The organism is Novosphingobium ginsenosidimutans (assembly GCF_007954425.1).
GTDB lineage: Bacteria > Pseudomonadota > Alphaproteobacteria > Sphingomonadales > Sphingomonadaceae > Novosphingobium > Novosphingobium ginsenosidimutans.
Map to the genome: position 1 here is coordinate 2,901,803 of NZ_CP042345.1, position 26,527 is coordinate 2,928,329.

Annotated in this window: 20 protein-coding genes; 12 read left to right on the forward strand and 8 right to left on the reverse strand. The window is 61.9% G+C overall.

Going from position 1 to position 26,527, the window contains the following annotated elements; translation table 11 throughout:
- Positions 1-18: 18 nt before the first annotated feature.
- The 8 genes from FRF71_RS14255 to FRF71_RS14290 all read left to right on the forward strand — a co-directional run bounded on the left by FRF71_RS14255 (position 19) and on the right by FRF71_RS14290 (position 14,232).
- Entirely contained in the window at positions 19-1,362 is a 1,344-nt protein-coding gene (locus tag FRF71_RS14255; RefSeq protein ID WP_147091280.1) for an HlyD family type I secretion periplasmic adaptor subunit, read from the forward strand.
- A 135-nt stretch (positions 1,363-1,497) separates the two neighbouring features.
- Positions 1,498-4,179, forward strand: a complete 2,682-nt coding sequence (locus FRF71_RS14260) for a TolC family outer membrane protein (protein ID WP_147091281.1) — start codon at positions 1,498-1,500, stop codon at positions 4,177-4,179.
- 205 nt (positions 4,180-4,384) lie between these two features.
- Complete coding sequence (locus FRF71_RS14265; RefSeq protein WP_420359385.1) at positions 4,385-5,392, forward strand: glycosyltransferase; 1,008 nt, start codon at positions 4,385-4,387, stop codon at positions 5,390-5,392.
- Between the two features lie 2 nt (positions 5,393-5,394).
- Positions 5,395-6,696 (forward strand): lipopolysaccharide biosynthesis protein, encoded by a 1,302-nt coding sequence (locus tag FRF71_RS14270; protein WP_147091283.1) that lies wholly within the window; start codon positions 5,395-5,397, stop codon positions 6,694-6,696.
- Positions 6,697-6,859: 163 nt separating this feature from the next.
- Positions 6,860-8,917 (forward strand): right-handed parallel beta-helix repeat-containing protein, encoded by a 2,058-nt coding sequence (locus tag FRF71_RS14275; RefSeq protein ID WP_161597985.1) that lies wholly within the window; start codon positions 6,860-6,862, stop codon positions 8,915-8,917.
- A gap of 123 nt (positions 8,918-9,040) precedes the next feature.
- The gene (locus FRF71_RS14280; protein ID WP_147091285.1) at positions 9,041-10,768 is read left to right on the forward strand and encodes an asparagine synthase-related protein; all 1,728 of its coding nucleotides are present in this window, start codon (positions 9,041-9,043) and stop codon (positions 10,766-10,768) included.
- A 10-nt stretch (positions 10,769-10,778) separates the two neighbouring features.
- Positions 10,779-12,545: a right-handed parallel beta-helix repeat-containing protein gene (locus tag FRF71_RS14285; protein WP_161597986.1), complete on the forward strand. Its 1,767-nt coding sequence runs from the start codon at positions 10,779-10,781 to the stop codon at positions 12,543-12,545.
- Positions 12,546-12,591: 46 nt separating this feature from the next.
- Positions 12,592-14,232: an O-antigen ligase family protein gene (locus tag FRF71_RS14290; protein WP_147091287.1), complete on the forward strand. Its 1,641-nt coding sequence runs from the start codon at positions 12,592-12,594 to the stop codon at positions 14,230-14,232.
- Here FRF71_RS14290 and FRF71_RS14295 read toward each other — a convergent pair.
- Positions 14,219-15,388 carry a polysaccharide pyruvyl transferase family protein gene (locus tag FRF71_RS14295; protein WP_147091288.1) on the reverse strand — a complete coding sequence of 390 codons (1,170 nt, stop codon included), beginning with the start codon at positions 15,386-15,388 and terminating at the stop codon, positions 14,219-14,221. The genes FRF71_RS14290 and FRF71_RS14295 overlap by 14 nt on opposite strands.
- Positions 15,376-16,362: a glycosyltransferase family 2 protein gene (locus tag FRF71_RS14300; RefSeq protein WP_345335742.1), complete on the reverse strand. Its 987-nt coding sequence runs from the start codon at positions 16,360-16,362 to the stop codon at positions 15,376-15,378. The genes FRF71_RS14295 and FRF71_RS14300 overlap by 13 nt, the downstream gene beginning before the upstream one ends.
- 132 nt (positions 16,363-16,494) lie before the next feature.
- Here FRF71_RS14300 and FRF71_RS14305 point away from each other — a divergent pair, with 132 nt between their 5' ends.
- The gene (locus FRF71_RS14305; protein ID WP_147091290.1) at positions 16,495-18,309 is read left to right on the forward strand and encodes an HAD-IIIC family phosphatase; all 1,815 of its coding nucleotides are present in this window, start codon (positions 16,495-16,497) and stop codon (positions 18,307-18,309) included.
- A 1-nt stretch (position 18,310) separates the two neighbouring features.
- On the forward strand, positions 18,311-19,090 hold the full coding sequence (locus FRF71_RS14310; RefSeq protein ID WP_147091291.1) for a polysaccharide deacetylase family protein: 780 nt from the start codon (positions 18,311-18,313) through the stop codon (positions 19,088-19,090).
- Between the two features lie 3 nt (positions 19,091-19,093).
- Here the strand turns inward: FRF71_RS14310 and FRF71_RS14315 are convergent, their stop codons facing one another.
- Positions 19,094-20,158, reverse strand: coding sequence for an acyltransferase family protein (locus tag FRF71_RS14315; protein WP_147091292.1), 1,065 nt, complete (start codon positions 20,156-20,158; stop codon positions 19,094-19,096).
- 251 nt (positions 20,159-20,409) lie between these two features.
- Here FRF71_RS14315 and FRF71_RS14320 point away from each other — a divergent pair, with 251 nt between their 5' ends.
- Entirely contained in the window at positions 20,410-20,652 is a 243-nt protein-coding gene (locus FRF71_RS14320; RefSeq protein WP_147091293.1) for an XrtV sorting system accessory protein, read from the forward strand.
- A gap of 46 nt (positions 20,653-20,698) precedes the next feature.
- Positions 20,699-21,964 (forward strand): nSTAND1 domain-containing NTPase, encoded by a 1,266-nt coding sequence (locus FRF71_RS14325; RefSeq protein WP_147091294.1) that lies wholly within the window; start codon positions 20,699-20,701, stop codon positions 21,962-21,964.
- Between the two features lie 206 nt (positions 21,965-22,170).
- On the opposite strand, the gene FRF71_RS14330 is transcribed toward FRF71_RS14325, so the two are convergent.
- The 5 genes from FRF71_RS14330 to FRF71_RS14350 form a co-directional block, all read right to left on the reverse strand.
- Positions 22,171-22,740 (reverse strand): PEPxxWA-CTERM sorting domain-containing protein, encoded by a 570-nt coding sequence (locus FRF71_RS14330; RefSeq protein ID WP_161597987.1) that lies wholly within the window; start codon positions 22,738-22,740, stop codon positions 22,171-22,173.
- 194 nt (positions 22,741-22,934) lie between these two features.
- A complete protein-coding gene (locus FRF71_RS14335; RefSeq protein WP_147091296.1) occupies positions 22,935-23,621 on the reverse strand; it encodes an exosortase C-terminal domain/associated protein EpsI in 687 nt (228 codons plus the stop codon).
- Positions 23,618-24,481 (reverse strand): exosortase V, encoded by an 864-nt coding sequence (gene xrtV / locus FRF71_RS14340; RefSeq protein WP_147091297.1) that lies wholly within the window; start codon positions 24,479-24,481, stop codon positions 23,618-23,620. The genes FRF71_RS14335 and xrtV overlap by 4 nt, the downstream gene beginning before the upstream one ends.
- Positions 24,471-25,187, reverse strand: a complete 717-nt coding sequence (locus FRF71_RS14345; RefSeq protein WP_147091298.1) for a CpsD/CapB family tyrosine-protein kinase — start codon at positions 25,185-25,187, stop codon at positions 24,471-24,473. Before FRF71_RS14345 ends, xrtV begins: the two co-directional genes overlap by 11 nt.
- The gene (locus FRF71_RS14350; RefSeq protein WP_147091299.1) at positions 25,180-26,505 is read right to left on the reverse strand and encodes a Wzz/FepE/Etk N-terminal domain-containing protein; all 1,326 of its coding nucleotides are present in this window, start codon (positions 26,503-26,505) and stop codon (positions 25,180-25,182) included. Before FRF71_RS14350 ends, FRF71_RS14345 begins: the two co-directional genes overlap by 8 nt.
- Positions 26,506-26,527 lie beyond the last annotated feature (22 nt).

Here is a 26,527-nt window from a genome sequence, read left to right on the forward strand (position 1 = left end):
ACAAGGGATCGCACCCGAATGGACATGACTCACCAGTTTCCCGCCTTGGAAACTGCCGCCCCAGAGCAGGCAGCTGAACCCGAGGGTGAACTGCGCCAGCAGACGCGCAAGGTTCTTTGGGGGATTGGCATCCTAGTTCCCGTTCTGCTTGCTGCGGCAACGCTGATTCCGATTGGTGGCGCGGTGATCGGTTCGGGCCAGGTGGGGATGGAAAGCAGCGCCAAGCGCGTGACTCATCCCAACGGCGGGGTGATCGCCTATCTCTATGTTCGCAATGGTGACCGGGTGAAGGCTGGCGATCCACTGCTGCGGTTTGACGATGGCGTTACTAGCGGCCAGTCGGAGATTTCGGCCCTCTCCGTCGATCAATTGCTGGCGAAGCGCGCGCGGCTTGAGGCCGAGCAGGTCAGCCTGCCGACCATACGTTTCCCCGATGCCCTGCTGAACTCGACCTCACCCGGCGCCAAGGAAGCGATGGAATACGAACGGCGGCTGTTCGGCCTGCGTCAGGTTGAGGAGGCCAGCCAGCGCGCCCAGCTTGGAGCCCGCGTGACGCAGCTCCAACGCGAGATATCCGGCTATCGCATCCAGATCGGTGCACTCAACCAGCAGAGCGCCTTGATTGAGCCCGAGCGCAAGGGTGTACAGGAACTCTGGGATCGCGGCCTGGTGACGATCAGCCGCAAGAACGAACTGGAGCGCACAGCAGTTGACCTAAAGGGCAATGTCGGCGCGCTCTACGCTACGATCGCCCAGACCGAGGCACGGATCGGCGAAACCCGCCAGCAGATTGTCCTCTTGGGCCAGCAGCGCCGTGCCGATGCCGGCACCGAGCTCGCCACGGTAAACGCGGCGCTGAACGAGCAGCAATTGCGCAATATTGCGGCAGCCGACAGCCAGAATCGCAGCGTCGTCAAGGCGAGCTATGCCGGGGTGGTCGAAAAGCTTGCCTTTACGGGTGTCGGCGGGGTGGTTCGTCCAGCCGAACCAATCATGGAAATCGTACCGGTAGACGATAACCTGATCGTGGAGGCGGCGATTTCGCCAGCGGATATCGAGCAGGTTCAGGTGGGACAACCAGCCCGAATCCGGTTCAGCACAATCAATTCAACCGCCACACCGGAAATCGCCGGCAAAGTTTTCTACGTTGCGGCAGATCCAACCGTGCGTGAACGGGACGGCAGCAGCTTCTTCCCGGTCCGGGTGCGGATCGATGCCGCAATGCTGAAACGCTATCCGGAACTGAAGCTGCGGCAGGGAATGCCGGCCGAAGCCTTTATCGAGACCGGCAGCCGTTCGATGCTATCCTACCTGACCAAGCCGCTACGCGACCAGTTTGCGCGGGCCTTCAGGGACAACTGACAAGTCGGGCTCAAGTCATCGCCGGATAGTGGAAAACATCAGTGTTGCCGGTGCAAAGATTCCCGGGCTGCCGTAGCCTGTCCCAACTTGAAACAGTTGGGGTAAGGTCGCGCCCCGCAGCTCGGGATTCGGGAAATGAAGCGTCCGATAGCAGGCTTGCTCGCCTCTGCCGCTGCCGTGCCGGGTGCCTGGCTGCTGGCCAGCGCGGATGAGCGCAGTGCCGCGCCGCCCTTGGCGCCTGAGCCAGAAGGCGCAAGCCAGCCGCAAGTTGTCGCAGATCCAGCCAAGCGGCTTGCCGCAATCGAACCGGCTTTCGGGCAAGCGCCCGCAGCGGCCGTCCCGGCAACGGAAATGCAACCGGGGTCTAAAGATTCCTTCCGGCTGCCGGAACCCACCTTTGTTCCGCCGATCGAACCGTTGACCCAAGCCGAACGATTGGCCTTGCCAACGCTGCCGCCGCCCGACCTTGTCGCTGCCCTGCCCGCTCTAGTCGTGGCAGATCCCGAGCCATCGCCTGCTTTCGTGGCGAGGCCCGTGGTGCAGCCGCTACCAGCGCCGATAGCGGAGCCGGCCTCTTCGGTGCCGCCATTACAATCTGCGACGGTCTTGCTGGCGCAAGCCGATACTCCACCGCCGTTGTTGACCAAACCGACCGCCACCCCGAATTTTGTGGCGGAACCGCTGGTTCAGCCGCTCCCGCCTCAACCAGTGGTCCTGGCGCGCCTGGAACTGCCCCCTCAGCCCGCTGCAGTGGCCCGGGTCGATCTACTATCCGTAGCAGCCGAGGCGGCGGTGCAAGGTGAGGCTCAGGCCAGCACTCCCGCCTCGCCCTTACCAGCGCCGAAAGCGATTGACGCCCCGCACCCGGTGAAGGCCACGGCGACCCCAGCCTATCCGGTGGCAGCGAAGCCGGCACCGGCCTATGTTGCTGCCCCTGTGGTCCAGGCCGTTCCAGTCAAGCTGGCTGCGACCGAGGTGCCAAAGGCTGCATCGGCAGTGCCGCCCAGTAATCCCGCTCCTGTGTTGCCACCTAAGGCAAAGCCACTGGCCGAGGTGCTTGCCGCAGCTGCACCCAAGGCGCCAGTTCAACAGCCAGTGGCAATCCCTGCCACCCTACAGCCAGCCCCCGTCAGACCGGCCGAGCCAGTGGCCGAGCCAGTGGCCGTGCCGCGGGCGAAGCTGCCAGTGGGTGAATTGGTGCTGGCCGCATTCACGCCTGCGCCTATCGCGCAGGAGCCAACCCCGGCCGGCCCGCCGCGCCGGGTTGAAACGACTGCTGCCAAGACTGTGCCGGTGGGCGCGCCGGCACAGGTTATCTATCCCGAACCGGCCTTCGGTCCGCCCGAAGCGAAGTTCATCCCAGCGGCCTATTCCTCGATCGAGCCGCCCGAGCAGCCGACCAGCCCTGGTTCGGCCAGCACCCTCGCCCAGGCGATCGCCTACAGTTACGAAACCAACCCGCGCCTACTGGCGGAGCGCGCCTCGAGCCGCGCCGCCGATCTCGGCTATCCGGCAGCGCGCGCCGCATTCGGACCGCGGCTCGATGCCAGTGCCAACCTGTCCTACACGCGCGATCGCGACGAGGTCCTGCCCGGCAGCTTCCTGCGCCAGCAGGGCTGGAGCGACACCGCCAGCCTGATCCTCAGCCAGCCGCTGTTGACCTTCGGCCGCTCGCAGGCGCGGGTTGGCCAGGCGGCGGCCACCATCGAGTACCGCCGCGAGTCGCTGCGACTGGTCCAGAACGAAGTGATGCTTGATGTCATCGCGGCCTATGTCGGCACACTGCGCGAGGCTGGTGCCGTCACGATCGCGCGCGAGAACGTCGCTCTGCTGCAGCGCCAGCTGGAAGAATCCAATGCCCGCTTTGCGGTGCGCGAGATTACCCTAGCGGATGTCCAGCAGGTCGAAACCCGGCTCGCTCTTGGCAAAACGGTTCTGCTCGATGCGCAGGCACGCTTGGGTGAAATCCAGTCGCGGTTCTATCGCGCGGTTGGGATGCCGCCGGGCGAACTCGCCCCGCCCGAGCCGCTGACATTGCCTGTCACCGCACTGTCTGAGGCTTATGGGCTGGCTGATACCGAAAGCCCGCTGGTCCGCGCGGCCCAGGCGCGTGAACGGGTATCGCGCGCATTTCTGGCCGGGACCCGGGCCGAGGCGGCGCCGCGCGTCGATTTCCGCGGAACGGCTGATTATGGCTCGGTCTCGGAGTACACTCGCGACCTGCGCGGCACGCGGGTTCGCGGCACGGTGACGCTGTCCGTCCCGCTGTTCGACAGCGGTGCCCGTTCAGCCGAATCCGGCCAAGCGCGCGAGGCCAATTCCGCCGATCTGCAACTGATCGCAGCCGCCCAGCGTGACAGCCGCACGGCAGTGGCGACCGGTTGGAACAACCTGCTCGCCGCGAGGATGTCGATTGATCACTATCGTCAGGCGGTGGAAAGTGCCCAGCGTGCCTACGAGAACGCACAGCGGCAGGAGCGGGCCGGGATGCGCAGCACGCTTGATGTGCTCGATTTGGCGCGCGACCTGCTGAATGTCCGCAATGCCTACAATGCGGCACTGGCTGACGAGTACCAGAGCCGCGCCACACTGCTCGCCGCCATGGGCCAGCTTGATCCGACCAAGATGTCGGATGGTCTAACACTCTATGATCCCTCCGATCACTTCCGCAGGGTCAAGGGCAAGGGGGATGTCCCGCTGCTGACCGGGACCCTATCGGCACTTGACGGAGTTACCCTCCCGAACCTCAAGTCCAGCCGCGCCTCACCCGATGCGGCGGCTCTGGTGGGGACAGCCGAAACCGTGACAGGGGAATAGACCGGGATTGGTAAATCCGCTCGACGTCAGCGCTCCACTCCGGCAAGCGACGATCATGCTGCGGGTCCTGCACATTTCGGCTGACTATCCCGATCCGCTTCAACCGGCCAAGACGCGTGCCATTTCTAACCTGGTCGAGGCGACGGCTGGGCAGCTCGATCATCGTGTCTATTCGCTCAACCGCGCGAACGGCTGGAGAGGATGGGTGCAGCCGGGCAGCACGGAGGTTGTGGAGCGCGGCCTCGCGCTAGTGCCAATGCGCTACCACGCACCCCGTTGGGGTCTGATGCTCGCCAAATCGATGGAGGGTGTTGCGGCAGCGATCGCTGCAGACATCGCAGCGTTGGGATATGAGCCCGACGTGATCCATGCCCACAAGCTGAGCTTTGAAGGGCTGGCAGGGCAAGCTCTGGCGCGGCGCCTCGGCAAGCCCTTCGTGATGTCGCTACAGGGCAACACCGACCAGAAAGTGATCTCTGCCCGCCGCGACCTGCATCGGCACTTCAGTGCAGCGTGGCACGATGCGGCCCATGTGTTTGCATTCAGCCCGTGGATCGCAGCCTGGTGCCAGGGCCGCTTTGGCAGGCGCCGTCGGCCGGTTTCCAATCTGCCCTGCATCGTCGCGAGCGAGCGGATCTTGGCGCCAAGCGAAAACCAAGACACGGTCTGCACGGCGTTCAATCTGGACTTCTGGCAGAATAAGAATCTGCAGACCCTGGTTAAGGCCGTTGCCCTTGCCCGCCGCGAGATCCCTGCGCTGAGGTTCAAGATTGCCGGAGCAGGCAGCAATGTCGCAACAGCCAAGGTCGGACAGCTGATTGAAGCTGCGGGGATTGCGGAGATAACGACTCTGTCTGGCCATATCCCGCCCGAACGCATTCAGGACTGGATGAACGATGCGGCAGTGTTTGCCCTGCCCTCGCGCCGCGAAACCTTTGGCATGGTCTTTGTCGAGGCGTTGTTGGCGGGCACGCCGATAGTCCATCCTGCAGGGGCAGCCGTTGATGGCTATTTCGACAATCTGCCCTTTGCCCTTGCCGCCCGAGCGCAAGATCCCGAGCGTGTTGGTGCTGCCTTAGTGCAAGCACTGAAATCCCAGCACGAGATCAAGACCCAGCTGGCCGGCTGGCAACTGCACGACGGCGCCCGAAGCTTTCAGCGTGAAGCGATCGTCTCCAGCTATTGCGCGGCAATCGAACGGGCGGCGGCCTGATCATGGGCACACTCCAAGCCAGGCTTCTGGAAAAGCTGCAGCCCTACATCATGCCGATGGCCTCGTTGGGCGTGCGCGGGCTTGGGGTGCTGGCCGGTTTTGCCGTCACGATCTATATCGGAAGACTGTTCGGCCCGGTCGCGAACGGACAGTATGCGATCGTTTCGCAGACGGCCATCTTCCTGGCCATGATCGCCATCGGCGGCCTCGATCTGGCTGTCGCCCGAGAGTTTCCGCAAGCCAAGGTCCAGGGCAAGTCGGTATCGCGTCGTAGCCTGGCCCTGGTGCTAGGCCAGTCGCTCGGGATAGCAATCGCCCTGGCCGGAATTCTAACCGTTGCGTCCGGCCCCTTCCTCCACATGCTGGGCCGCCCTGATTTGCCGCAAGGCAGCATCCTGCTGCTCTGCCTTATCCTGTTGTCGCGCACCCTGCTGCGAATGCTGGCGACAATCCTTCGCGCCCAGTCCTACTTCCTGACCAGCCAAGCGATTGAAATGCTGTCCGTGCCACTGCTTACGGTCGTCCTGATTGCGGCAGGCCTGGCCGGAACAGTCAGCGAGATCCTGCTCGCCACCTTGATCGCCGGGTGCATTGCAGCGACTGGCGGCATGGTCGTCGCTTGGCGCGAATCCAGCGGCGCAAGCGATGCCTGGCAGGTCGACATGCGCAAGCTCTATGCAACCGCCTGGCCGTTGTGGGGCGTGGCGATCGCCCAGAACTTTGCGGACTGGTATGGCCTCGTTACCATCACAGCCATTGGCGGTCTGGCAGAGACCGGCCTGTTTCGCGTTGCGTCCCAATTCGCGGTATCGTTCTCGATCATCACGCTGGGGCTGTTGGGTACCTACTCGACGCCGGTCAGTGCCGCCTTCCATGCCAACGACAAGGAGCTCGCCGCAAAGACGGCGGGACAGGCTACCATGCTATCCCTCGCTCTTGTCCTGCCGCTGGCGCTGATTGTCCTGCTCCTTGCGCCTTACCTACTAGGCCTGGTGGGCCCAGAATTCGCCGCCAGCGCCACTGTCCTGCGCGTTCTGCTGCTGGGACAGATCGCCTTCACATTTGCCGGATCGGCCAGCATGGTCCTGGCGATGAGCGGACATCCGCGGATCAATCTGTGGGTCAATCTGATGACCACGGCCGCCATCGTGCTAACCGCTCCGTTCTTTGTCCGGACATGGGGCGCCACCGGCTTGGCCGCCTGCATCTCTTCATTAATGGCCTTTCGCGCGATTAGCTGCGTTTTGGCGGTGCGCCGCCTTGAAGGAATCGACGTTTTGCGCGGGCGACTTATCGCTGAATAAGCGCGCAAGGTCTTGTTATGACTATGTTTACCGGACTCGGCTAACTCCGGGTGAAAGCTCATGGTGTCAAACCTGTGACTAGCGAATTAACCTGATCTTTTCCATCAAGCCTTAATACCCGGCCGGTATCCCGCCGATGAACCAAAAAGGGAAATACCGGGTCATGGCCATTTGGACTGTCACGAATAGCACCGAACTTGCCAACGCAATCTCGAAGGCGGCGGCAGGCGACGAGATCAAGGTTGCGGCGGGCGAATATCCGTCGTTGTCGATCCGCTACAAGCTTGCAGACACGCCAATCAAGATCACGGCCCTTGATCCGTCCAACCCGCCGGTATTCAACAGCGTGGTCATCTTCGGTTCTACCGGCATTGTCCTGGACGGCCTGACCTACAAGCTGATCCCGAGCGCGACGAGCACCTCGGCAAGCAGCGCGATCACGATCACCCAATCCAGCGGGATCAGCGTGCTCAACTCCAAGATCACCGGCGGCCCCTCGGTCAACGGCGTGGATCCCAGCTCGACCGTGCTCGATGCAACCGGCAACGTGCTTGGCCTGCCCGTCGGCCGCGGCATCATGATCAACAAGTCGAGCGACATCCGCATCGAAGGCAACGACATTTCGCTGTTCCACAAGGGCGTCGTGATGGCGCAGTCGAATGGCGTGACCATTCACAACAACGAAATCCACGACCTCCGCTCATCGCCAATAGTTGGCTCCGCGCTGAACGACATCACGATCTCGTCAAACCACACCTACAACTATACGCCGTGGGCCTGGGGAACCAGCTATGGCGACCACGGCGACCTGATCCACATATGGACCGATGCCAATTACCAAACGACAGCTTCCAAGAACATCATCATCAAGGACAACTTCCTGACCCAGGGCACCGGCACAGCGATGCTGGGGATCTTCCTTGCCAACAATTCGACGCCGTTTGGCTATGAGAATGTAGTCATTCAGAACAACATCATCTCGAACGCCAACAACCAGGCGCTTCGGCTTGAGCACGTCCAAGGGATCGTGACCGGCAACACCGCGATCGCGCCTGACAACAGCATGGTCAAAGGCTCGCCCGGCCTGATCGCCGCCGAAGGCTCTTCACTGACGATCACCAATAATCTGCTGGGCCACGTCACCGTTTACACCGATTCGACGTCGGTCCAGTCGGGCAACATGATCATCACCCGCGCTGACCCCAACGCTGCAGGTTATTATGGTAAAGTTTTCATAAACGGCCTCGCCACGCTGCCAAAGCTTGAAGATCTGGCCAAGATTGACGGAATCACAGCTGGGGCCGTGCTGACCTGGGCTGGTCAGCTGGCTTGGGAAGCCTCGACCACAACGACAACGACAACGACAACGACGACGGATACGTCCGGCACAATTTCACCCGGCACCGTCTTGGTCGAACCGGTCCCCGCCGATAGCACTACATCGGGTTCAACAAGCCCCACCTCGACGACAACCACCACCGAACCTGCACCGACACCGGCGCCAGCGCCGACGCAGCCGGTCATCAATGGAACGGCAGGCGTCGACAACTTGAGCGACAAGGGCATTGCTTCGAAGCTGTTTGGCTTGGCGGGCGATGATTTCTACACGGTAAGCGCCACCGGTACGACGGTGAACGAGGTTGCCGGCGGCGGGATCGATACGGTCAACGCCAGTGTCAATTTCACGCTGAGTGCTGAAGTCGAGCACCTGAACCTCACCGGGTCAGCGGTGAACGGAACAGGCAACGGCTTGGCCAACTACATCAATTCGGATGCAGGCAGCCAGGTCCTCAGCGGACTTGGCGGCAACGACCGGCTCAGCGCTGGTGCCGGCAACGACACTGTTTATGGCGGTGACGGCAACGACATCATCAACGGCGGTAGCGGCAACGACAAGCTTTATGGCGGCGCCGGCAAGGACGCATTTGTCTTTGATCAGAGCAGTGTTGCGAATAACGATTTCGACGAGATCTTCGACTTCGTCAGCCGCCAGGACAAGATCGACCTGCGCGGGATCGACGCGAACAGCAACACCTCGCGCAATGACACATTCACGCCGATCTGGGGCGCCAACTTCTCGAAGAAGGCCGGAGAACTGCAGATCAAGGCCTATGCTGGCGGCATGCTGGTCTCAGGCGACGTCAACGGTGACGGGGTGCCGGACTTCAGCATGATGGTCCATGGCGTTTCGAAACTGCTGTCGACCGACTTCAACTTCTGATGACGATCGGAGCTGCGACCGCGTCGGGAAGGCGTGGTCGCAGTTGCCGACAGCTCAATTGACTTAGCAAGAGATTGCCTTGACCTTGCCCTGTCCTGAGATTCAGCAGCAAGGCGACCCATAGTGCGCGATACCGGCCCGATAATCTGGTCTGCCAGCTGGCCCGACCATGACCAAGGCCATCGCCCTGCTGCGGTAGAGGCTCTTCTTGAGCAGTTGCGGGACTGGTCCATCAGCGAAGGTCCAGGCTGGATTGTTGGAGCGAACCGGCAAGACTGCATCGTTGAACTGGGCGATTGGGTGGTCGCCACTCCGACACGGCAATTCGTAAATCGCGCAAGAGGCCTGTTGATGTCGCGGGCCGACGTCGGCAGGGCGCTGGTTCGCAACGGCCCCGAATGGGTCATGGACCTAGCACCGCCGTTCCGGCTGCTGACCGTCGATCGCAGCGCAAACCGTCCCACCGTGCACTTTGACCAGTTCGGGCTCGGACACTGGTTCGAAGGCCGCTCCGACGGCGTACTCTTCACCGCGTCGTCAGCCCGGCTTGTCGCCCGAGCGATCGGTGCTGAACCTGACACTGGCGCGCTGCTTGGTTATTCGCAGCTGGGCGTCTTCGCCTTCTCGGCCACGCCCTACCTGGGGGTCAGCAAGCTGCTGCCTCCCGATCCCTGGGCGGATCAGTACGCCGCCAGCTCCCAAAGCCAGGCCAAAGATTTAAATCATCACGTGGAATCGACGTTCCGCAATGCGGTGCAAGCGCTGCTATCAGCGGCGCCGTCTGCGGCGCTTGAGCTGAGTGGCGGACTCGACAGTCGGCTGATCCTGGCCGCTATGACTCCCGAGCAACGGGCCGGACGAAGTGCCCTGACCCTTGGCAGCCCCGGAGAGATCAGCCCGGACCAGCGCATCGCCAGCAGGTTGGCTAGCGACTACGGGTTAGTTCACCAGATCAACCAGCCGCCCGCCACCCCCTGGGACGATCCCGCGGTGCTTTTCGCAACCTTGGCCGACGCATGCGACGGCTATCAGGGCATGGGCAATCCCGTCGACAAGGCAACACTGCTGGCGGCCGGCGAAGACAGCACTGAACTAATCCGGTTCGGCGGCCAGAACGGTGAAATCCTGCGCGGCTTCTATCACGCGATGCAACCGCTTGGCTTGCCCGCCTCTGAGAGCCTGTGGGCCAATCTTGTCGACTGGCGATTGACGGCCAACGACAAGGTTTCAGCGCGATTGCTGTCAAAGCATGCGCGCGATGCAATGATCCCGACGCAGCGCCAGGCATTGCTGGCAGAACTGGGCAATTTCGCGGGCGAATGGGGGCAGGTGCTGGATCGGCTCTATCTCAGATTGCGCATGCAGGCGTGGGTGGGGAACGCAGCCAGTAGCAACCTGGTTAAACGTACGATGCTGATGCCCTTCTTTGATCCGAGTTTTGTTGCCGCAGCCATGGCTCTTCCGGCTTCCAGCCGCAGCCAATCGATAGCTGCATACCGTCTTTTGCACGACATCGATCCCATGCTGGCCAGGATCCCGCTCGATAGCGGCAGGACGCCCGCGAGTTTCCTGAACCCAGGACTGGGGACGAAGTTGGAGAGTCTGCGCGGCACTGCCCGTAAGCTGGCCCGCAAGGTTGGGCAACGGATCCGGCCGCGCTCTGGTGCGGCGCTGGGAAGCGCAGCGGTTGTCGAGGCGTGGCGCCAGCACGGCGGCGCCGATCGGCTCGATTTCGGACGCCTCGATCGCCTCGGCATCTTTGATCCGGCCATGCTCGATGCGCTGCAGACCCGCAAGTTCGTGCCTGACCGGAGCGAGCTTGGCTTCTTGCTTATCTGCAACAATCTGTAATCCTGTGATGATGAAACTGGGTTGGATCATTGTCGCCGCAATCTCGTTGGCACTGGGCAGTTTCGCTGTGGCACAGAACGGCAAAACACGGACGGCAGCCCATTTCCACGTCGATTACGAGCGCGGTAACGATCAGAACGATGGCCTTTCGCCGCAGCGGAGCTGGAAGCACGCGCCCGGCGATCCCAACGCAACCGGCCAGCCCAAGGGTCTGCGGCTGGTTCCGGGTGACAAGGTCACCTTTGCGGCCGGCGTAACCTATCGCGGCAGCATCGTCGTAAGTGACAGCGGCACCCAGCCCGCGCCGATTGTCTTTGAAGCCGCGGCGGGAGCGCCCGCGATTATCAACGGGTCCGAACCGGTCGAGGCGATCCCGTGCGGGTCACAACCGGAGTGCCAGGGCCTGGCCGGCAAAGCGGTGCTGCTGCGGATCGATCGCCACGCGGCGCTGGCGGGAACGATCTTCGACAGCGCGGGACCCATGCGGCTGGCCCAGGATCCGAATCCCGAATCCGCGCAGTATCCTGACGAAATCACGCAATTCCGTTCGATCGCAACCAGCCGGATCCAGGCCGGCGAATTCCCCCTGCCGATCCGCAGTCCGGATTGCGCCGGCGATTGCGGGATGGAGCTGGCCTTGTGGGTCCAGCGCAATGTCGTGGTGAGCAAACCGGTCCTTTCGATCAAGAATGGTGTGGCCCAGTTTGATCCCGCTGGCCTGCGCTTCTACACTGATCGCGATACGCGCTATGCCTTGCGCGGATTGCCTCAGTTTCTTGATGAGCCTGGCGAGTACCTGCCAGTCAGCGACGGACTGGTGCTGGCCCTGCCCCGGCAGGCGGGAAGCAAGTTCGCGTTCGCTTCCGGCCGCGGCGGGATCATGGTCAGAAATGCTTCTTGGGTGACGATCAGGAACCTTGGTTTTGAGCAGATGGGTGACGGCGGGGCCTATGGAAAAGGCATCGGAGTGTTCGTCAACACGCCCGGCATTCGCGGCCTGACAATCAGCAACAATCGCTTGCGGCACTTGGACTTGCGATCGGGCACGGGTGCTATCAATCTGCGCGGGGTCAGCGATCTCACGATAGTGGGCAACCAGATCGAAGGTATTGTCCGGGGCTCTGGCATTCGCCTTGCCGGGCCATCGGTCAATACGCGTATCTCGGGCAACACCATCGTCGGCATTGGTCGCACAGCAATTTATGTTGCCGAGGCCAAGGACGTTGAAGTGACCGACAACTTCATCGCCGACGTCAAGGGTGTCCACGGCAACGGACTGACCGCCTATCAAGGCAACAATAATGTCGCTTTCCGGCGCAATACGGTGATCGATGCCAAACAGGCGGTGACATTCCAGGGCAACAACGAGAAGACCGCAACGCCTCAAGCGCTGGTCTTCGAAAACAATCTGCTGGTCTCAACCCCGGATTCGCTGGGAGCATTGATTAGCTGGGGCCTGAAGACCAGAGACGTTGCAATCCGCGACAACATTATGCTGGGCGGACCCATCGGCCTGCGCATGAACCCCAACGATCAAGGCGTCACGGTATCCCGCAACTTCGGCAGGCCGCCCGCTGCAACCGCCCCGGTCACGGAACCTACGGGCGCGCAGGCCAACCGCTGGCTCAATGCCGCGCCGCCGTGGGAAGGTGAGCTCCTGCGCCTTATCCGCAGTCGCACGCCTGTTCCGGCAGAGCTCCAGCGGCGCGTGTGCAAGACCGCATTCGGTTCTGCATCAGCCGGGCGCGCTGTCGGCGCGGACTTTGTATGTCCGTGATCTTTGGGCTGTTCGTGGCCGCGGTCCCGGTGCATAGCTCCGCCAAATGATCAATCGCAGTGAGCTCCTGACCAAACTTGGCACGTGGCGCTGGCCTTTTCCTCGTAGGGCCAGGAAGCCCGCCGCGCCTCTGGTGTTGGGCGGATATACGCAACAGCAACGCAGGCGACGCCGCCGGTTTATTGCTTCTGCAACTTTGGCGCTGATTTCACTCTTTTACGGGCTGGTCGTGGGGGCTACCGGCACGATCTTCCTGATGCAGTTGCTGCTATTGCCCGCCTTCGCAGCCTTTCTGGTACTCTGGCTCCTGCCCGAAACTGACAATCCCTCACCAAGGCTCGTCGAGGTGCTGTTCTTTGTCTACCTGGGAGGAGCGATGCTGTGGCCCGATTACCTGGCCATTGCCCTGCCTGGGCTCCCCTGGATCACGATGGGAAGAATAACCGCGATACCGCTGGCAATCTTCTACATCTCGTCGCTTTCGCAGTCGCGCCATTATCGAGCCGAGATCAAGGCTGTGCTGGCTGAGGTCCCGGTCATCTGGAAGGCCATGGCGATATTTGCTGCCGTTGCAGCCTTTAGCGTTCTGGTATCGGATAAACCCTTCGCTTCCGCCAACCGACTATTTGTTGCCGCCTATGCCTGGGTGATGATCTTTTTCATCGCGAGCCATGTGTTCAGACGGCCCGGAACGGCGACGATCTTCTGCTATCTTGTCTGGGCCAGCACGATCGTCATCTGCATTATCGCGGTGATGGAAGTACGCCGGCAAGCAATCCCGTGGGCCGGCCACATCCCCAACTTCCTGAAGATCGAGGACGAAGCGGTGCAACGCATGTTATCGCCCAAGGTCCGCGGCAGCACCGGGGTTTTCAGGGCCCAGACCAAATTTGCCTCACCGCTCTCAATGTCGGAATTTCTGGCCCTTAGCGCGCCATTCATCATGCACATAGCCGCCTACCACAAGAATGTGGTCGCCCGAATTGCTGCGGTCTGCACGATCCCCCCGCTGATATGGGCGATTGCCAAGACCGACGCCCGATTGGGGATGATCGGACTGATGTTTGCCTCGCTGCTGTTCATTTTGGCCTGGGCCGTGATGCGCATGCGGCAACGCAAGGACTCGCTCTTGGCTCCGGTTGTGGTGCTGGGCTACCCCTTGGGCTTTGCAGCATTCATCGCCGCATCGTTTGCAATTCAGCGGCTCAAGAACATCGTCTGGGGCTCCAGCGCCTATAGCGATAGCAACCAGGGCCGGATCGACCAGGTTAACAAGGGCCTGCCCATGATCCTGGAACGCCCATGGGGGTATGGCATCGGCCGGAGCGGTGAAACGCTGGGTTTCACCAATCCAGCCGGGATGATCACGATCGACAACTATATGCTGTCGCTGGCGCTGGAACTGGGCCTTATAGGGCTGGCTGCCTTTGTCATCATGTTTGCCTGGGCCGCCTTGACCGGCGCCAAGGAAATTAGCCGGACTTATGACTTTGAATCCTCGCTGCTGGTTCCGGCGGCGATCACGCTGGTAAACTTCTTGATCATCAAGACCGTGTTGAGCCAGCTTGAAAACCTGACGCTTTTCTTTGCCGTGCTTGGCTTGACAGTTGCCCTGATCTATCGGGTTCGCGAACACACCCGGCGCGCGGCAGGGCAACTGCCGCAGGAAGCGGCTATCGCGCCGTAATGGCCAGGAATTCGGCCAGGTGGTCAACATAACTGCGTAGCAATGCCGCCACAGCGGCACTGCCGCGGCCAATGCTGGCAGCGAGCTTGTCCCGCCCGGCGATTGCCTCGATTGTCAGATCGACCGCTTTCTCGGTGGGAACACCCGTAACGGGAATGACATGGGGATATGCCAAGGCGCCTTCGAACAACCCGGTGAACTTCCGGCTGTAGGCCAATGGCAAAACCGGGACACCGGATGAATAGGCGGCGATGCAGGCGTGCATCCGCGCGCCGGTAAGGAAGTCCAGCCCTGAAATGAATGACTTGGCGGAGACTGGATCGGCAAAATCGGGAGAGCGCCGCAGCCAGGGGTGACGCGCCGTAAGCATGTCTGCCACGCGCCGATCATCATCCACCGGTGTCGCGTCGCTGAGCACGTGCGGGACGATTGTCACCTCCAAGTCTTCCCGTCCTTCCAGCGCCGCAAGCAGGCGATCGACATAGACCGGGTAGTCAATCTCCATCCCGAAGCTGCTCGATCGGTCATAGCCCCGATTGTAGAGCAGCCCAGAAACATTGATTCCGATCCTGGCCTTACCCGGCTGTGGCGCCGGCTTCTCAAACGGCAGGGCGAAGGCAACATCGACGGATTGGTACAGCCGCGTTGCCGGGGCCATCGTCTGGGCGAAGGCAAACGAAATCGGATCGCGGCAGAACACGGCCTGGGCACGGGTCATGGCCCAGGCGGCAAGCCGTGTCTGGACCGTCTTGGTGAACGGCCCGATAGTCTGCGGGGCCAAAATAAGCGGCTTGCCCTGCATCAGGACTATGGCCTTGCTGCCCCACAGGAACGCGAAGCGCTTGGCCCCATAGATATCGGTAAAGCTGTCACCCCCGCCGATGTCTATGATGCAGTCGCAGCTTCGGACCGCGCGGGTAAAGGCTCCACCGGGGAGCATTGCCCGCGAGTTGAGTGCGACAATCTCCACATCGGGGCCATCGACATACAACGCCCGGCCGGGATCGACGAAGCCCAAGATCACGAAGCGAGGGCGGATACCAGCCGCTTCAGCGGCCTGGCGGATCAGCGCCATGTTGCCGATCGTCAACGCGCCAACGCCCAGGTTTCCTGAATTGACTGAGTGCCACAGCAGCCCAATTGTCACACTTCGCATTGAGCTTCCTTTGGGTTGGTCATCCAGGCCGGTTTCCCCCGCCGATTGCACAGCCCGGCCCACCACCCGGCCAGAGCATGCCGTAGCGCGCGGAAAGCAAGGCGCCGTCCATAGCGGATCAGAACAGTTAGTCCCGCGCCAATCGCACCTATGGCGAAGACGGGAAAGGAAGCCGTGTCGCGCAGTGTCAGGATCCGGTTTCTCTCATCACAGAAGATCGCCAAACGCGGCCGGCCGCTGATATCGTGGGCCGATCCGGTGGTCGTACCCTGATAATGCAGCACCACTGCCGCAGGGCTAAAGCGCAGGCGCAGGCCTTTTGCCTTTGCGCGCAGGCACCATTCAACTTCTTCGCCGTAAAGGAAATAGTCCTCTCGCATCAGCCCGGCCTCGGCGATGAGGCGCTGCGATACCAGCAGCGATGCGCCGGAAATGAATGAAAGGTGCGGTTCCACCTCTTCAGCGGTCGGGCAGGCCGCCAGCGGCGTTCCGTTGGCGATGGCGCGGGAATAGGCAAGCCACGGCGACCAGCGCCCCCCGCAGGTGCGCAGCAGGCCATCGGGAAGCACGATCGGTCCGCCAATGGCGTCCCCTGCCCCGCTGAATACCAGCTCGGCCATGGCGGCCAATGCCTCGGGATAGGGCACCGTATCGGGATTGAGCACCCAATAGGCGCCAGCATCCGGCCGCGCAGCGATGCAGCGGTTGATGCCCCCGGCATAGCCCGGGTTGGAATGATCGGCGATGAGGGTAACGGCTTGGCCTGCATCCAGGCGGTCTGGGACCACCGCCGCAAGTGCGGCGAGCGCTTCAATCCCGCCGTTCTCGCAAATGACCACCTCGAATGCCGTGAAAGTCTGCGCGGCAAGAGCCGGCAGACACCGCATGACATCTGCAGCGTTGCGGAACCCAACCAGGCAGACGACTATTTTATCCTTGCTGTCCACACTGGTCCTTGAAACTTCCAAAGCCACAAACCGGCCTTATGCGCCAATCGATCCCTGAATTCAGGCAGTCCACCCTGCCTAAACGCCATCGCAATGAATATATCGTAATGCCGTGATTGCCATCCCGGTAAGGCTAAAGCTATCGCAGTCCCAATCTAGATGTTCCAGTTCAACTACTTTGCCCGCCCCAGCGAATGGAGAGGCGATCGCGCGCCGGCTGCGGATGACCTGCGTGACCGGTTGCTCTTGTCGTGGGCCGAGCATTGCATCGAATGCGCGGCGCCAAGCTGTTATGCCAGCTGCGATCTGTTCTCCCCAACCGAGGCGGGCAAGTGTCGGCGGATCGAAAACGGACTGGTGCCAGTCCAGGCCGGTCAGCGCACTGGCGTCGAACTGCGCTTCAAGCGTTGGGGCAAGCTGGAGGCCCAGGGCAACGCCCGGCTGTTTCCGCCCGCCAAGGCGCGCACGGCAGAGCGCCTGACAGCCTTGGCCGCTCGGCAAGCCCATGCACTGGGCCAGCTGATCGGGCGCTTTTCCACCGCGCCGCGTTGGGCCACCGCGCACGAAACCCTGTTCAAGCGGGTCAATACCTGGCTCGAACGGCACCGCGATCCGACCGGTCCGGTCCCGAACTTGGCGCTGATTGAGGCAGAAAACCTGGATGCCGAGCCGTGCGAGCTCCTGCTGACTATCGCAGTCGACAAGGCCCGCTTAACCCGGGACCTGACCGCCAGTCAGTTGCCGCCGCCTGTCAGCATCCCGATCACCCTCGTGCCCGGCAGCAATCGGCTTTCCATCCCCATCTCCGATGCTGCACCGGTCTTCGAATGTGGTCTGCCGTTCAACCTTGCGCTCGCGCCGCTGGGCTCTGCCACGCCGCACCTGATCCTGTTCGAACTGGAAGTCGTGTTCGATCCCGCGCTGGCAGCGCAGCCCGTTGAAAGCGCGCAGACAGAGTTCAAGGTACCGGCCAAGCTGGTGGTGTTCGACCTCGACAACACGCTGTGGGACGGCGTGCTGCTCGAAGGCGATGTTCGCCTGCGTGACGGGATCCGCGAGCTGTTCCGGGAACTGGACGAGCGCGGCATCCTGCTCTCGGTCGCCAGCAAGAATGCTCCGGCGGACGCGCTTGAGCGGCTTGCCGGGTTTGGTCTCGATGAACTCCTTCTGTTTCCGCAGATCGGCTGGCTGCCGAAATCGCGCTCGATCAAGACGATCGTCGACACGATCGATATCGGGATCGATTCGGTCATGTTTATCGACGACAATCCGTTCGAGCGCGCCGAAGTCAGCGCGGTTCACCCCAAAGTCGAAGTGCTCGACGATCAGTCGCTTGCGAACTTGCTCCAGCACCCGCGCCTTCAGGGTGCCAAAACCGCCGAATCGCGTAGTCGCCGTAAGATGTACCAGGAGGCTGTGGTACGCACGCAGGCGGCCGGCTCGTTCGGAGATGACTACCTTGAGTTCCTGCGCAGTTGCGAGCTGGTGCTGACGATCCGGCCCGATCTGCCCGCCGATCATGACCGGATTGCCGAGCTGGTCCAGCGCACCAATCAGCTCAACTTCTCAGGCCGGAAGTATGACCGTGCCGCCATCGCCGAGGCGCTAGAGGATGATCGCATCCACCTAGTGATCGAATGCAGCGACCGGTTCGGCAGCTATGGCACGGTCGGCTTCTGCATGGCCCATCTGGAGGACATCGCCGGCACACCGCGGGTCGTGGTTGATGATTTCATGCTGTCATGCCGGGTCCAGGGCAAGTTCATCGAACAGGCATTGATCGATCACCTGGTTCGCCTAGCGGGGCCCGCGACGGCCGAAGTCTTCATCGATTTCCACAAGACCGATCGCAATCGGCCCGCGCAGCTGGTGCTGGAGGAGATCGGATTTACCGGGGGAGCGTCGAGCGGCTACAGTCTGGATCCGCGGGAGGTTGAACTCTCCGTCCCCTTCATGACGGTCAGGACAGCCTGACGTGGCGCTGCACGGCCCTCTGAAGACATCGATCGCCACGGCCTGGATGGCGGGAGCGCGCCTGTTAAGAGTCCGCCCGGCGCTGACCATCCTCTATTATCATGCCGTGCCTGATCATCTGCGGGATGGTTTTGCCCGGCAAATGGATATCCTGGCGGCTGAGACGGACGTTGTCTTCGCTGATTTCGAAGGTGACGTGGGCGGCGATCGCCCCATGGTCGCAATCACGTTCGACGATGCATTCACTTCGGTTGCCCGCAATGCAGTTCCAATCCTGGCGGAGCGAAGGCTGCCCGCGACAGTCTTTGCTCCCAGCGGTTGGCTTGGCCAAAAGGCCGGTTGGGCAATGGAATCGCTGCACGACCAGGCCGAAACCGTGATGTCGGCGGATCAACTCCGAGCGATCCAGTCACCCTTGCTGCGGATCGGGTCGCATTCGATCGATCATGTCCAGATGGCAGCAGTTGGGCCCGAGGAGGCTGCCCGGCAGGCGGCAGTGTCGCGATCCGCGTTGGAAGAGGTCTGCGGGCAAAAGGTCGACGAATTTGCGTTTCCCTATGGCAGCCTCAACGATGCGGCGGTTCAGGCTGTGCACGGCGCGGGCTATCGCCGGGCCTATTCGGTCATGCCCGAACGGATCGGCAGCGGCCACGCTGCAATTCTCCGGGGCCGTACGGCGGTTGAACCATCCGACACCGAACGCTTGTTCAGATTGAAGATGCACGGCGCGTTTTGCTGGATGCCACTCGCCAGCCGGCTAAAGCACGCCCTGCGCGCGTAGGCTTTAGCTCCGCTTGACCAGGCGCGCCGGCAGAAGCGACCGGATCAGCCCTGCCAGGCGTTCCCGCCGCTCCAGCGCGGGGTTCTCGATCAGGTGCCAGGAAAGGACAGCCAGGACGAGCGTGGCTGGCAGGGTCAGCGCTATCATCTCGAGTACGGTAATGCCGGGAACAAGCCAGGCGACGGTCTGCTGCGCCGGAAAGGCATAGATATAGGTACCATAGCTGTAGTCACCCAGGCGGTTATAGCCCAGCAGCCAGTTGGCCTTGGCATGGCCCAGTAGCAACGCCAGATAGGCAAGCGCGAAACCGTAGGCCAGCGGCCACAGCGGCGTGAGGTAAAGTGCCAAGGCCCCTGCACAGACTAGCACCAGCGCAGGCCCACTGGCTGGAATCCGGTCGCGCAGCAGGTAGATCGCCATGCCAGTTACAAAGGGGAAAGACAGGCGTATCCAGCTCCCCGGTTCATCAGTGACGGTAATGGCCACGCAAACTGCCAGATAAATCGCCAGGAATCCCAGCAAACACTTGCCACGCAGGGCTCCAAGCAGTCCTAGCACCACGACCATCGCATAGCAGGCGACTTCCCAGAACAGCGTCCAGAGCGAGCCGTTGATTGCGCCAGGGTAAATGTTGGCGGTGAACACATAGGGCAGATCGAACTGCAGGAACCGCAGGCTGAGGTTGCGGGGCACATAGGTCCAGACTCGCGGATCAGCGAAGAAAGTCCGCCAGTCCACCACTGCCGCAATCGGACCAAGGATGAAGGCGGTGATCGCCAGAACCACCAGCAGACCCGGGAAAATCCGTGCAATCCGCGCCGCGGCAAAGCTCCACAGATCGGTGCGGCGGTCAAAACTGCGCGTGATCATGTAGCCCGATATGCCAAAGAAGATATAGACTGCCGCCGCACCAAGCGACTGCCCGGTCAGTCTTTCGAGCGGCTCCTCGCTGCCCATGCCGCGGGTCAGGGGAAAGCTGTGGGATACGAGCACCGCCGCGGCGGCCAGCAGGCGGATCAGGTTGAAATGATTGTCCCGCCCTGCAGGCAGGTCAGCAAAAGTCCTCAACCGCGATCTCCCCTGTCTGACAGCGGGTCAACCACCCGGAAACCTGACTAGTGCCAGCCACCCGGACGCTTGGCCAGCCATCGGCGCAACAAAGTTCATGATTACGGATTATTGGCATATTCAGTTTATCATCGCTTCTCTAAGAACGAACAATACCCCACCACGGCAGGTCTAAGGCCAGTGTTGCTGGTCACAGGCTGAGCTTCGGTATAGTTTCGCGGCTACAAGTCGCGAATGACAGGATGCATTTGATGGAATCGATCTTCGACTGGATCACGGTCCTGGTCTTTTGCGGTTTAGCTGTGCTGTACCTGCAGCGTTCGGCCGCGCCTGAACCGACTGACAAGGTCTGGCACTATCTGCCGCCGGCCATGGGCTGCATGGCCGTGAACTACGTCGGCGATGAAGGCTATCCGATCCCCGCTGTTGCCTTGCTGGTGGCAGTACTGGCCTATATCTATTACGTGCTTAAGCCGCTGTCCCGCCCCGAATAGGGCTATGCCGCGCGCCAACCTTCCCTCTCCCGGATAACAAAAACACATGAGCTGGATTAGAAAGCTTTTCGGGCTTGGCCCACAGAACGACCAGGCGGAGTATGATGACGGACAGGCAACGCTGGTCGTTTCCGCGCCCGTTGCGCCGGCCAGCAATTCCGGAGGATTGCCACGCTTTTCCGGCCTGGCGAACGAGATTGAGGACGATCGCGGCCAGTCCCGCGAGCTTTCGGCCGGTCACCGGCTAGGCCGCGCCTACCCGGTTTCGCAGCCGGTTTCGGACCTGCGGCAATTCGCCGGGCGGCGCGAACTGCTGACCAGCGTGATCCGTTCGATCGAAGAACGGCGAATGCACGTGGTGCTCTATGGTGATCGCGGGATCGGCAAGACCTCCCTGCTGCATATCATAGCCTTGCTGGCCAAGGATGCCCGCTATCTGGTGCGCTATTCCTCGTGCAGTGCCTCCAGTGACCTCGACAGTACCTTTCGTGCGATCGCCGAGGACATTCCGCTGCTTTACCATGAAAAGGGTGATCCGACCTCGGCCCAGGTCGAATCCGGCAAGACCCTGGCCGATCTGTTTGATGCGAGCCGGCTGACGCCTGCCTCGCTCAGCGAGGTCCTCGATGGCGTATCCGGCACGCGGCTTCTGATCATTCTCGACGAGTTCGACCGGACCGAGAACCCGGATTTCCGCCGTGAAGTGGCCGAACTGATCAAGAACCTGTCCGATCGCAGTTCCAAGGTCCAGATCCTGATCGGCGGCGTTGCTGAAAACCTTAGCGAGCTGGTCCGCCAGATCCCGTCGATCCGCCGCAACCTGCTGGGCATCCCGGTTGGCCGGATGAGCGATGCCGAACTGATCGAGATCCTTACCAATGGGCAGGCAATCAGCGGCCTTCTGATCGACAAGATTGCGCAAGAGCGGCTGATCGCCTCGGCCAATGGTTCGCCTTATCTGGCCAATCTGATCGCCCACCAGGCCAGTAGCCGCGCAATCGAGCGCGGCGGCAAGTCAGTGACTTCAGCCGATCTAAAGGACGGACTGGCGATGATGGCGCGCGAACAGATGCTGCGCCTGCCCGAAGCCGCCCAACAGCAGGTTGAGAAGCTTTTGACCCAGGTCCCGCATGATCAGCTGCGCGCCGCCGTTGGTCATGCCCTGGAACATTTCGGGCAAGTTACGCTGAACCAGTTCCCGGCTTTGAAGCCGATGGCCGATGGGGAGGCCAGCGGCGAGATCCCGCTGACCTTTGTCGATGACGGCGTTCCGCTGACAATCTGGTTGCGACTGGCCGAACTGCAAAGCTGACCCAGGGTCCACCCTGGCATACCTGGATAGGACGCAAAGCAGCGCCTGTGGCGACTCATGTGTTTACGGGCGCGATCGGCCTGGGCGGTTCTTCGCCGAAGTCCTTGGGAACTGCAAACCCCCTCGCTCGCGCAACCATATCCGCCCAAAAGCAAAGGGCCGGGTCAAAGACCCGGCCCTCGAAGCGGTTTTAACTGGTAATCAGATCAGGCGTAGCTGACCTTGACCGTCTGGCGACGGCGGCGCAGCTGCCAGCCAACCAGGCCAACACCGGCAATCATGAGCAGCCAGGTGGCAGGCTCAGGCACGACCGAGAAGGTGGTGAGGAAGAGCGTCGAGCTCGACAGGCCACCCAGGTTCAGGGTGATCTTGTCGGTCGGCGAAAGGTTATCCCAGCGGAAGAAAGCGGTCGACTGCTCGCCATTGTTCGCACCACCACGGTGGATACCGATGATGGTCTTGCCAGAGAGGATCCCGCTGCCAGCAGTAAAGTCGATCGTGTTGCCGTTAAGGCTGCCGAGGATCTGCACAGTGTTGGACAGGATATTCGGCGACCAGTTAAAGCCGAGCAACGCGAGGGCAGCCTTAGCATCAGCCCGCATGCCGGGCGAACCGCCAAGCAGCTGACCTTGGTACCAGCCGACACAGGCCGAAGCCGTCGGCGAAACCTGCGAGGCATTACAAGCTAGGCCCGTCGGAGTGAGCGCGGCCTGAGCCGGCGATGCGGCCGCAAAGGTCGCGGCAGCTGCGAGTGCAAGGGTAAAAGTCCGCTTCATTTCAAATACTCCAGTTCTTCCCTGCCCCTCATCGCCCATGCCCCCATCCGGGAAAGCGCGACCTTTTTAGCTAAAGGCCGATTCGGAGTTAATGCCTGTTTAACCCTCGGCTGGGGGACTGACAATGCAAAACACTAGGGGATTCCACGGTTGTCCCATAACGGAGCAACGCCTTGGCACTCCGTTAGCCGCACTTATCCTTCGGCCGCGAGCAGGACCTTGCGGCCATCGCGGCCGAGCGAGCTCGCCAGGGCCTTAAGAAAGGCCTCAACTGCGCCAAATACCGGCATATCCGGGTTAGTGCGGATCGCAGAAGCCCGGACTAGCGCGCCGTCGGGCACCAGCCCCTCGATCGCATTGGCGAAGCGCATCTCGCGTTGCTCTGCCTCATTGCGGGGGAACCGGCGGCCCATGCGGGTCCAATAGACCAGATCCTCAATTCGGTCCCGCACGGTTGCCGTCAGTGCGACTGCCGGCACCTGCGTCACGCCAAGGTCGAGCATGAGGCTGCGCGGCGGGCCAACCGTGAAGCCGACCGCCGGGTAGCAGGCCTCAGGACGATGCAATTGCAAGGAATCGCTTTGCCGGCTGCCATAGGCGATGCTCAGCATCATTGGCATGTTAGCCTGATCGGCGCGGTAATAGATCCGGGCCAGCTGATCGCCATAGAGACGCGAAGCCAGGCTGCCTTCGGTTCGGGGGACGACAATGTCCCCTTCCTGGCCCTGGGACCAGGGACCAAGCTGCTGCGGGACCAGATTGGTAAGCTTGCCGCCCGGTGGCATCAGAACGACAGGGGTGCGCGGCCGCAGCCATTCGGCAAGGCCCAGCCCGCCGGCACAGGCCAGTCCGGCCAGCAGGTCACGCCTGTCCAGCGTCATGGTGCCGGGCTCCGCAGCAGCCACCGGCTGACCACCTGATCGAAGGCCATGATCAGCAACAGCCCAACCACAAACATGACCATGCCGGTGGTCGAATGCATGAAGCCCTGGGCCGCAGCATCACCAAAATAATAAGTAATCAGAATCAATCCGAAGACGCGGATGATATTCGCCAGGATCGCGATCGGGATTACCGCCAGAAGCAGGATCCCGGCATGACGCAGCGAGGCGCGGTGTGCGAGGAAGATATAGAGCAGGCTGATCGCAGTCAGCCCGAACAGCGAATTGAGCCCAGCGCAAGCATCCTCCACCAGCAACTGGTACTGGGCCACGTGCAGGACCACCCCTTCTCTTGCAATCGGGAAGCCGAGCGCGGCGGCAAGCCCTTCGGACGCCCAGCTAACCAGCACCTGGAGCGGCGCAGTCAGCTCGGTCATCAACCAGCCTGGTGGCGGCAGGCACAAGGCCAGGTAGAACAACGGAAACAGGTGCCGACGCACCGCCGCAAGCCCGGCCAGCCGGATGACCATGCCAACAAAGACCAGATACAGCCCAAGTCCCTCAACACTAATGAAGTCATAGGCGCGCCCAAAGGCATAGCTCAGCAAGCCGACCACAAAGACTGGCAGCGCCGGCCGCCAGTGCGCGGTCGCTCCAGGCGGCGGTGGGCGCAGCCCGTCGTGATAAAGCAGCCAAAGACCGGTCGCGAGGACAATGGGACCATGGGCACCGGTATCAGTCGACCAGGCGCTGCTAGAGAGGCTGGCGATGGTCGGCACAGCCAAGACCAGCAGCCCCAGCAGCAGCGGCCACCAGGCTGGAATGACAAGCTTCGTCCGGCTAATCGCGTCAGAAGTCATTCAGATAAGTGCCGATCGGCTCTGCCCCATCGGCGGCGAGCTCATCAAGCAGGACCCGCACATCCTTGACGAAGGTCTTGTCACGCCGGGTGACCACCAGGGCATAATGGGTAACCGCCGCGATCCGCCGTGCATCGGCCGAAAGGCTGGATGGCGGGGTGTCGATAATCGTTAGGTCGTAATCCCGCAGGCATTGGGAAATCAGGTTGCGGAACACGGACGAGCCGAGGCGGTCAGCCGCCGCAATGCCTGCATCGCCGGCATAGAGCACAGAAAGCGAAGGCTGGACCCGCTTGATGACGCCGGCCAATGGCAGGGTATCATCGGCCAGACATTCTCCCAGCCCTGCGCCATAGTGATCGCTGGCGATGAACTGATGGATCGATGGTCCGCGTAGGTTGCCGTCGATCAGGAGGGTATTGACGCCAGCCTGAGCCATGACGAACGCCAGATTCGCAGAGACGAAGCTGCAGCCGGCTTCCGCTGCGGGGGAACAGATGGCCAGGGCCCGGCGGCCACGATTGACGTGTTGAGAGAGCAGGTTGGAGCGCAGCCCCCGGAAACTCTCCGCCTGGATCGAGCCAGGCCGCGTTGCTGCCACCAGGTGCTCGGTCAGGACGAAGGAATGCTGGGCGCTACTATCCGCCAAAGCGTGCGGCCGCTCGCGCAAGGCGCCCGGGGCAATCGTGTAATCGACGTCAGCCATGGGCCATTACCTCAGAGGTTTGCGGCTTGCGGCCGAAGCTGAGCAGTTTCCAGCCTCCGCTTCGTGCCGGCACGGCCATTTCGCCCAGCACCGGCAGTTCGCCAAATCGCAGATCCGCGGTGCAGCGGACGCGGCGGGCCAGCAGTTCGGCGATGAGTGCTGCCAGGACGCCAAGCATCAGGCCGAGCCCGAGCGAACCAAAAATGATCAACGGCCAGTTCGGGAACGAAGGTTTGTTGGGTGCAGTCGCCGCGCCAAGCAGGGTCAGACCGCTCTCGATCGACTGTGACTGCTGCTCAAGTTCAGCAACCCGCATGCTGGCCTTCTGGAACTGGTCGCGCAGCACCGCCACTTCGACCGACAGACGCCGGGCCTCATCCGTCTTGCCGCGCTGGGCCAGAACCTTTTGCAACTGGGCGTTGTATTGTGCCCCGACCGAGGGACCCGAAGGGCCAGCGGAAACCACTTGCGCCGAACCAGCGGTGCTGGCCAGGGCCTCGCGCTGCCGCTTCATGTCGAGCAGCTGCGGGTTATTGGGGCCCAGTGTCCGCTCCGCCGTGCCAATCGCGGCATCAAGTTGTGCGATCTGCGCTGCAGCCGGATTTGCACCAACCGAGATAGCCTGCCCGCTGGCCTGCGCCGGTTGGGCTATTGCCAGCGCGGTCAATCGGCGTTGGTCCTGATCAATATCCTGATCGTCAAGCACGATGCCGTTGGCGCGTTCAAAGGCGCTCTTGCGCTGCTCGGCGGCGGCAAGCTCTTCCTTGATCTTGGCCGATTGCAGCCTGAACCATTCGGCATCGCGGCTGGCATCTTCGCGGCGGAAGGCAATTGCCTGTTCGATATAGGCCCGCCGGATCGCCTCTGCCACGGCAGACGCACCTTGCGGCGAAGGCGCAGTGTAGGAAATGTCGAGGATGTTACTTCCCTCGATCAGTTCGGCATTGGTGCTGTCAATAACCCGCTGTGCCATCCACCGGCGGAAATCGCGCACGTCGTCCGAACGGCGGTTGGCATACTGCTCGGCCAGGTCGGGCGAACTGGCCCAGCCAAGGATATCAACCACCTTGCCGGCAATGCGATAGTCGCGGATCAGCTCGGTCTGGGTGCGAACATAGGCGCGCGCAAACTGGGAGGAGATGCTTTCGCCCGTGATCGGGTCTGGCTTGACCAGATTCAGCATGACACGGGCATGCGCCTGGTACCGCGGCGGCAGAACCATGCCTGCGATCGTTGCCGCAAACAGAGCAAGCACCGTGGCTATCAGGATCAGTGCCCGGCGCGCCCAGAGCAATCTGAAGATTTGTTCGAAACTCATGCGATCGGGCCGATCCTCATTG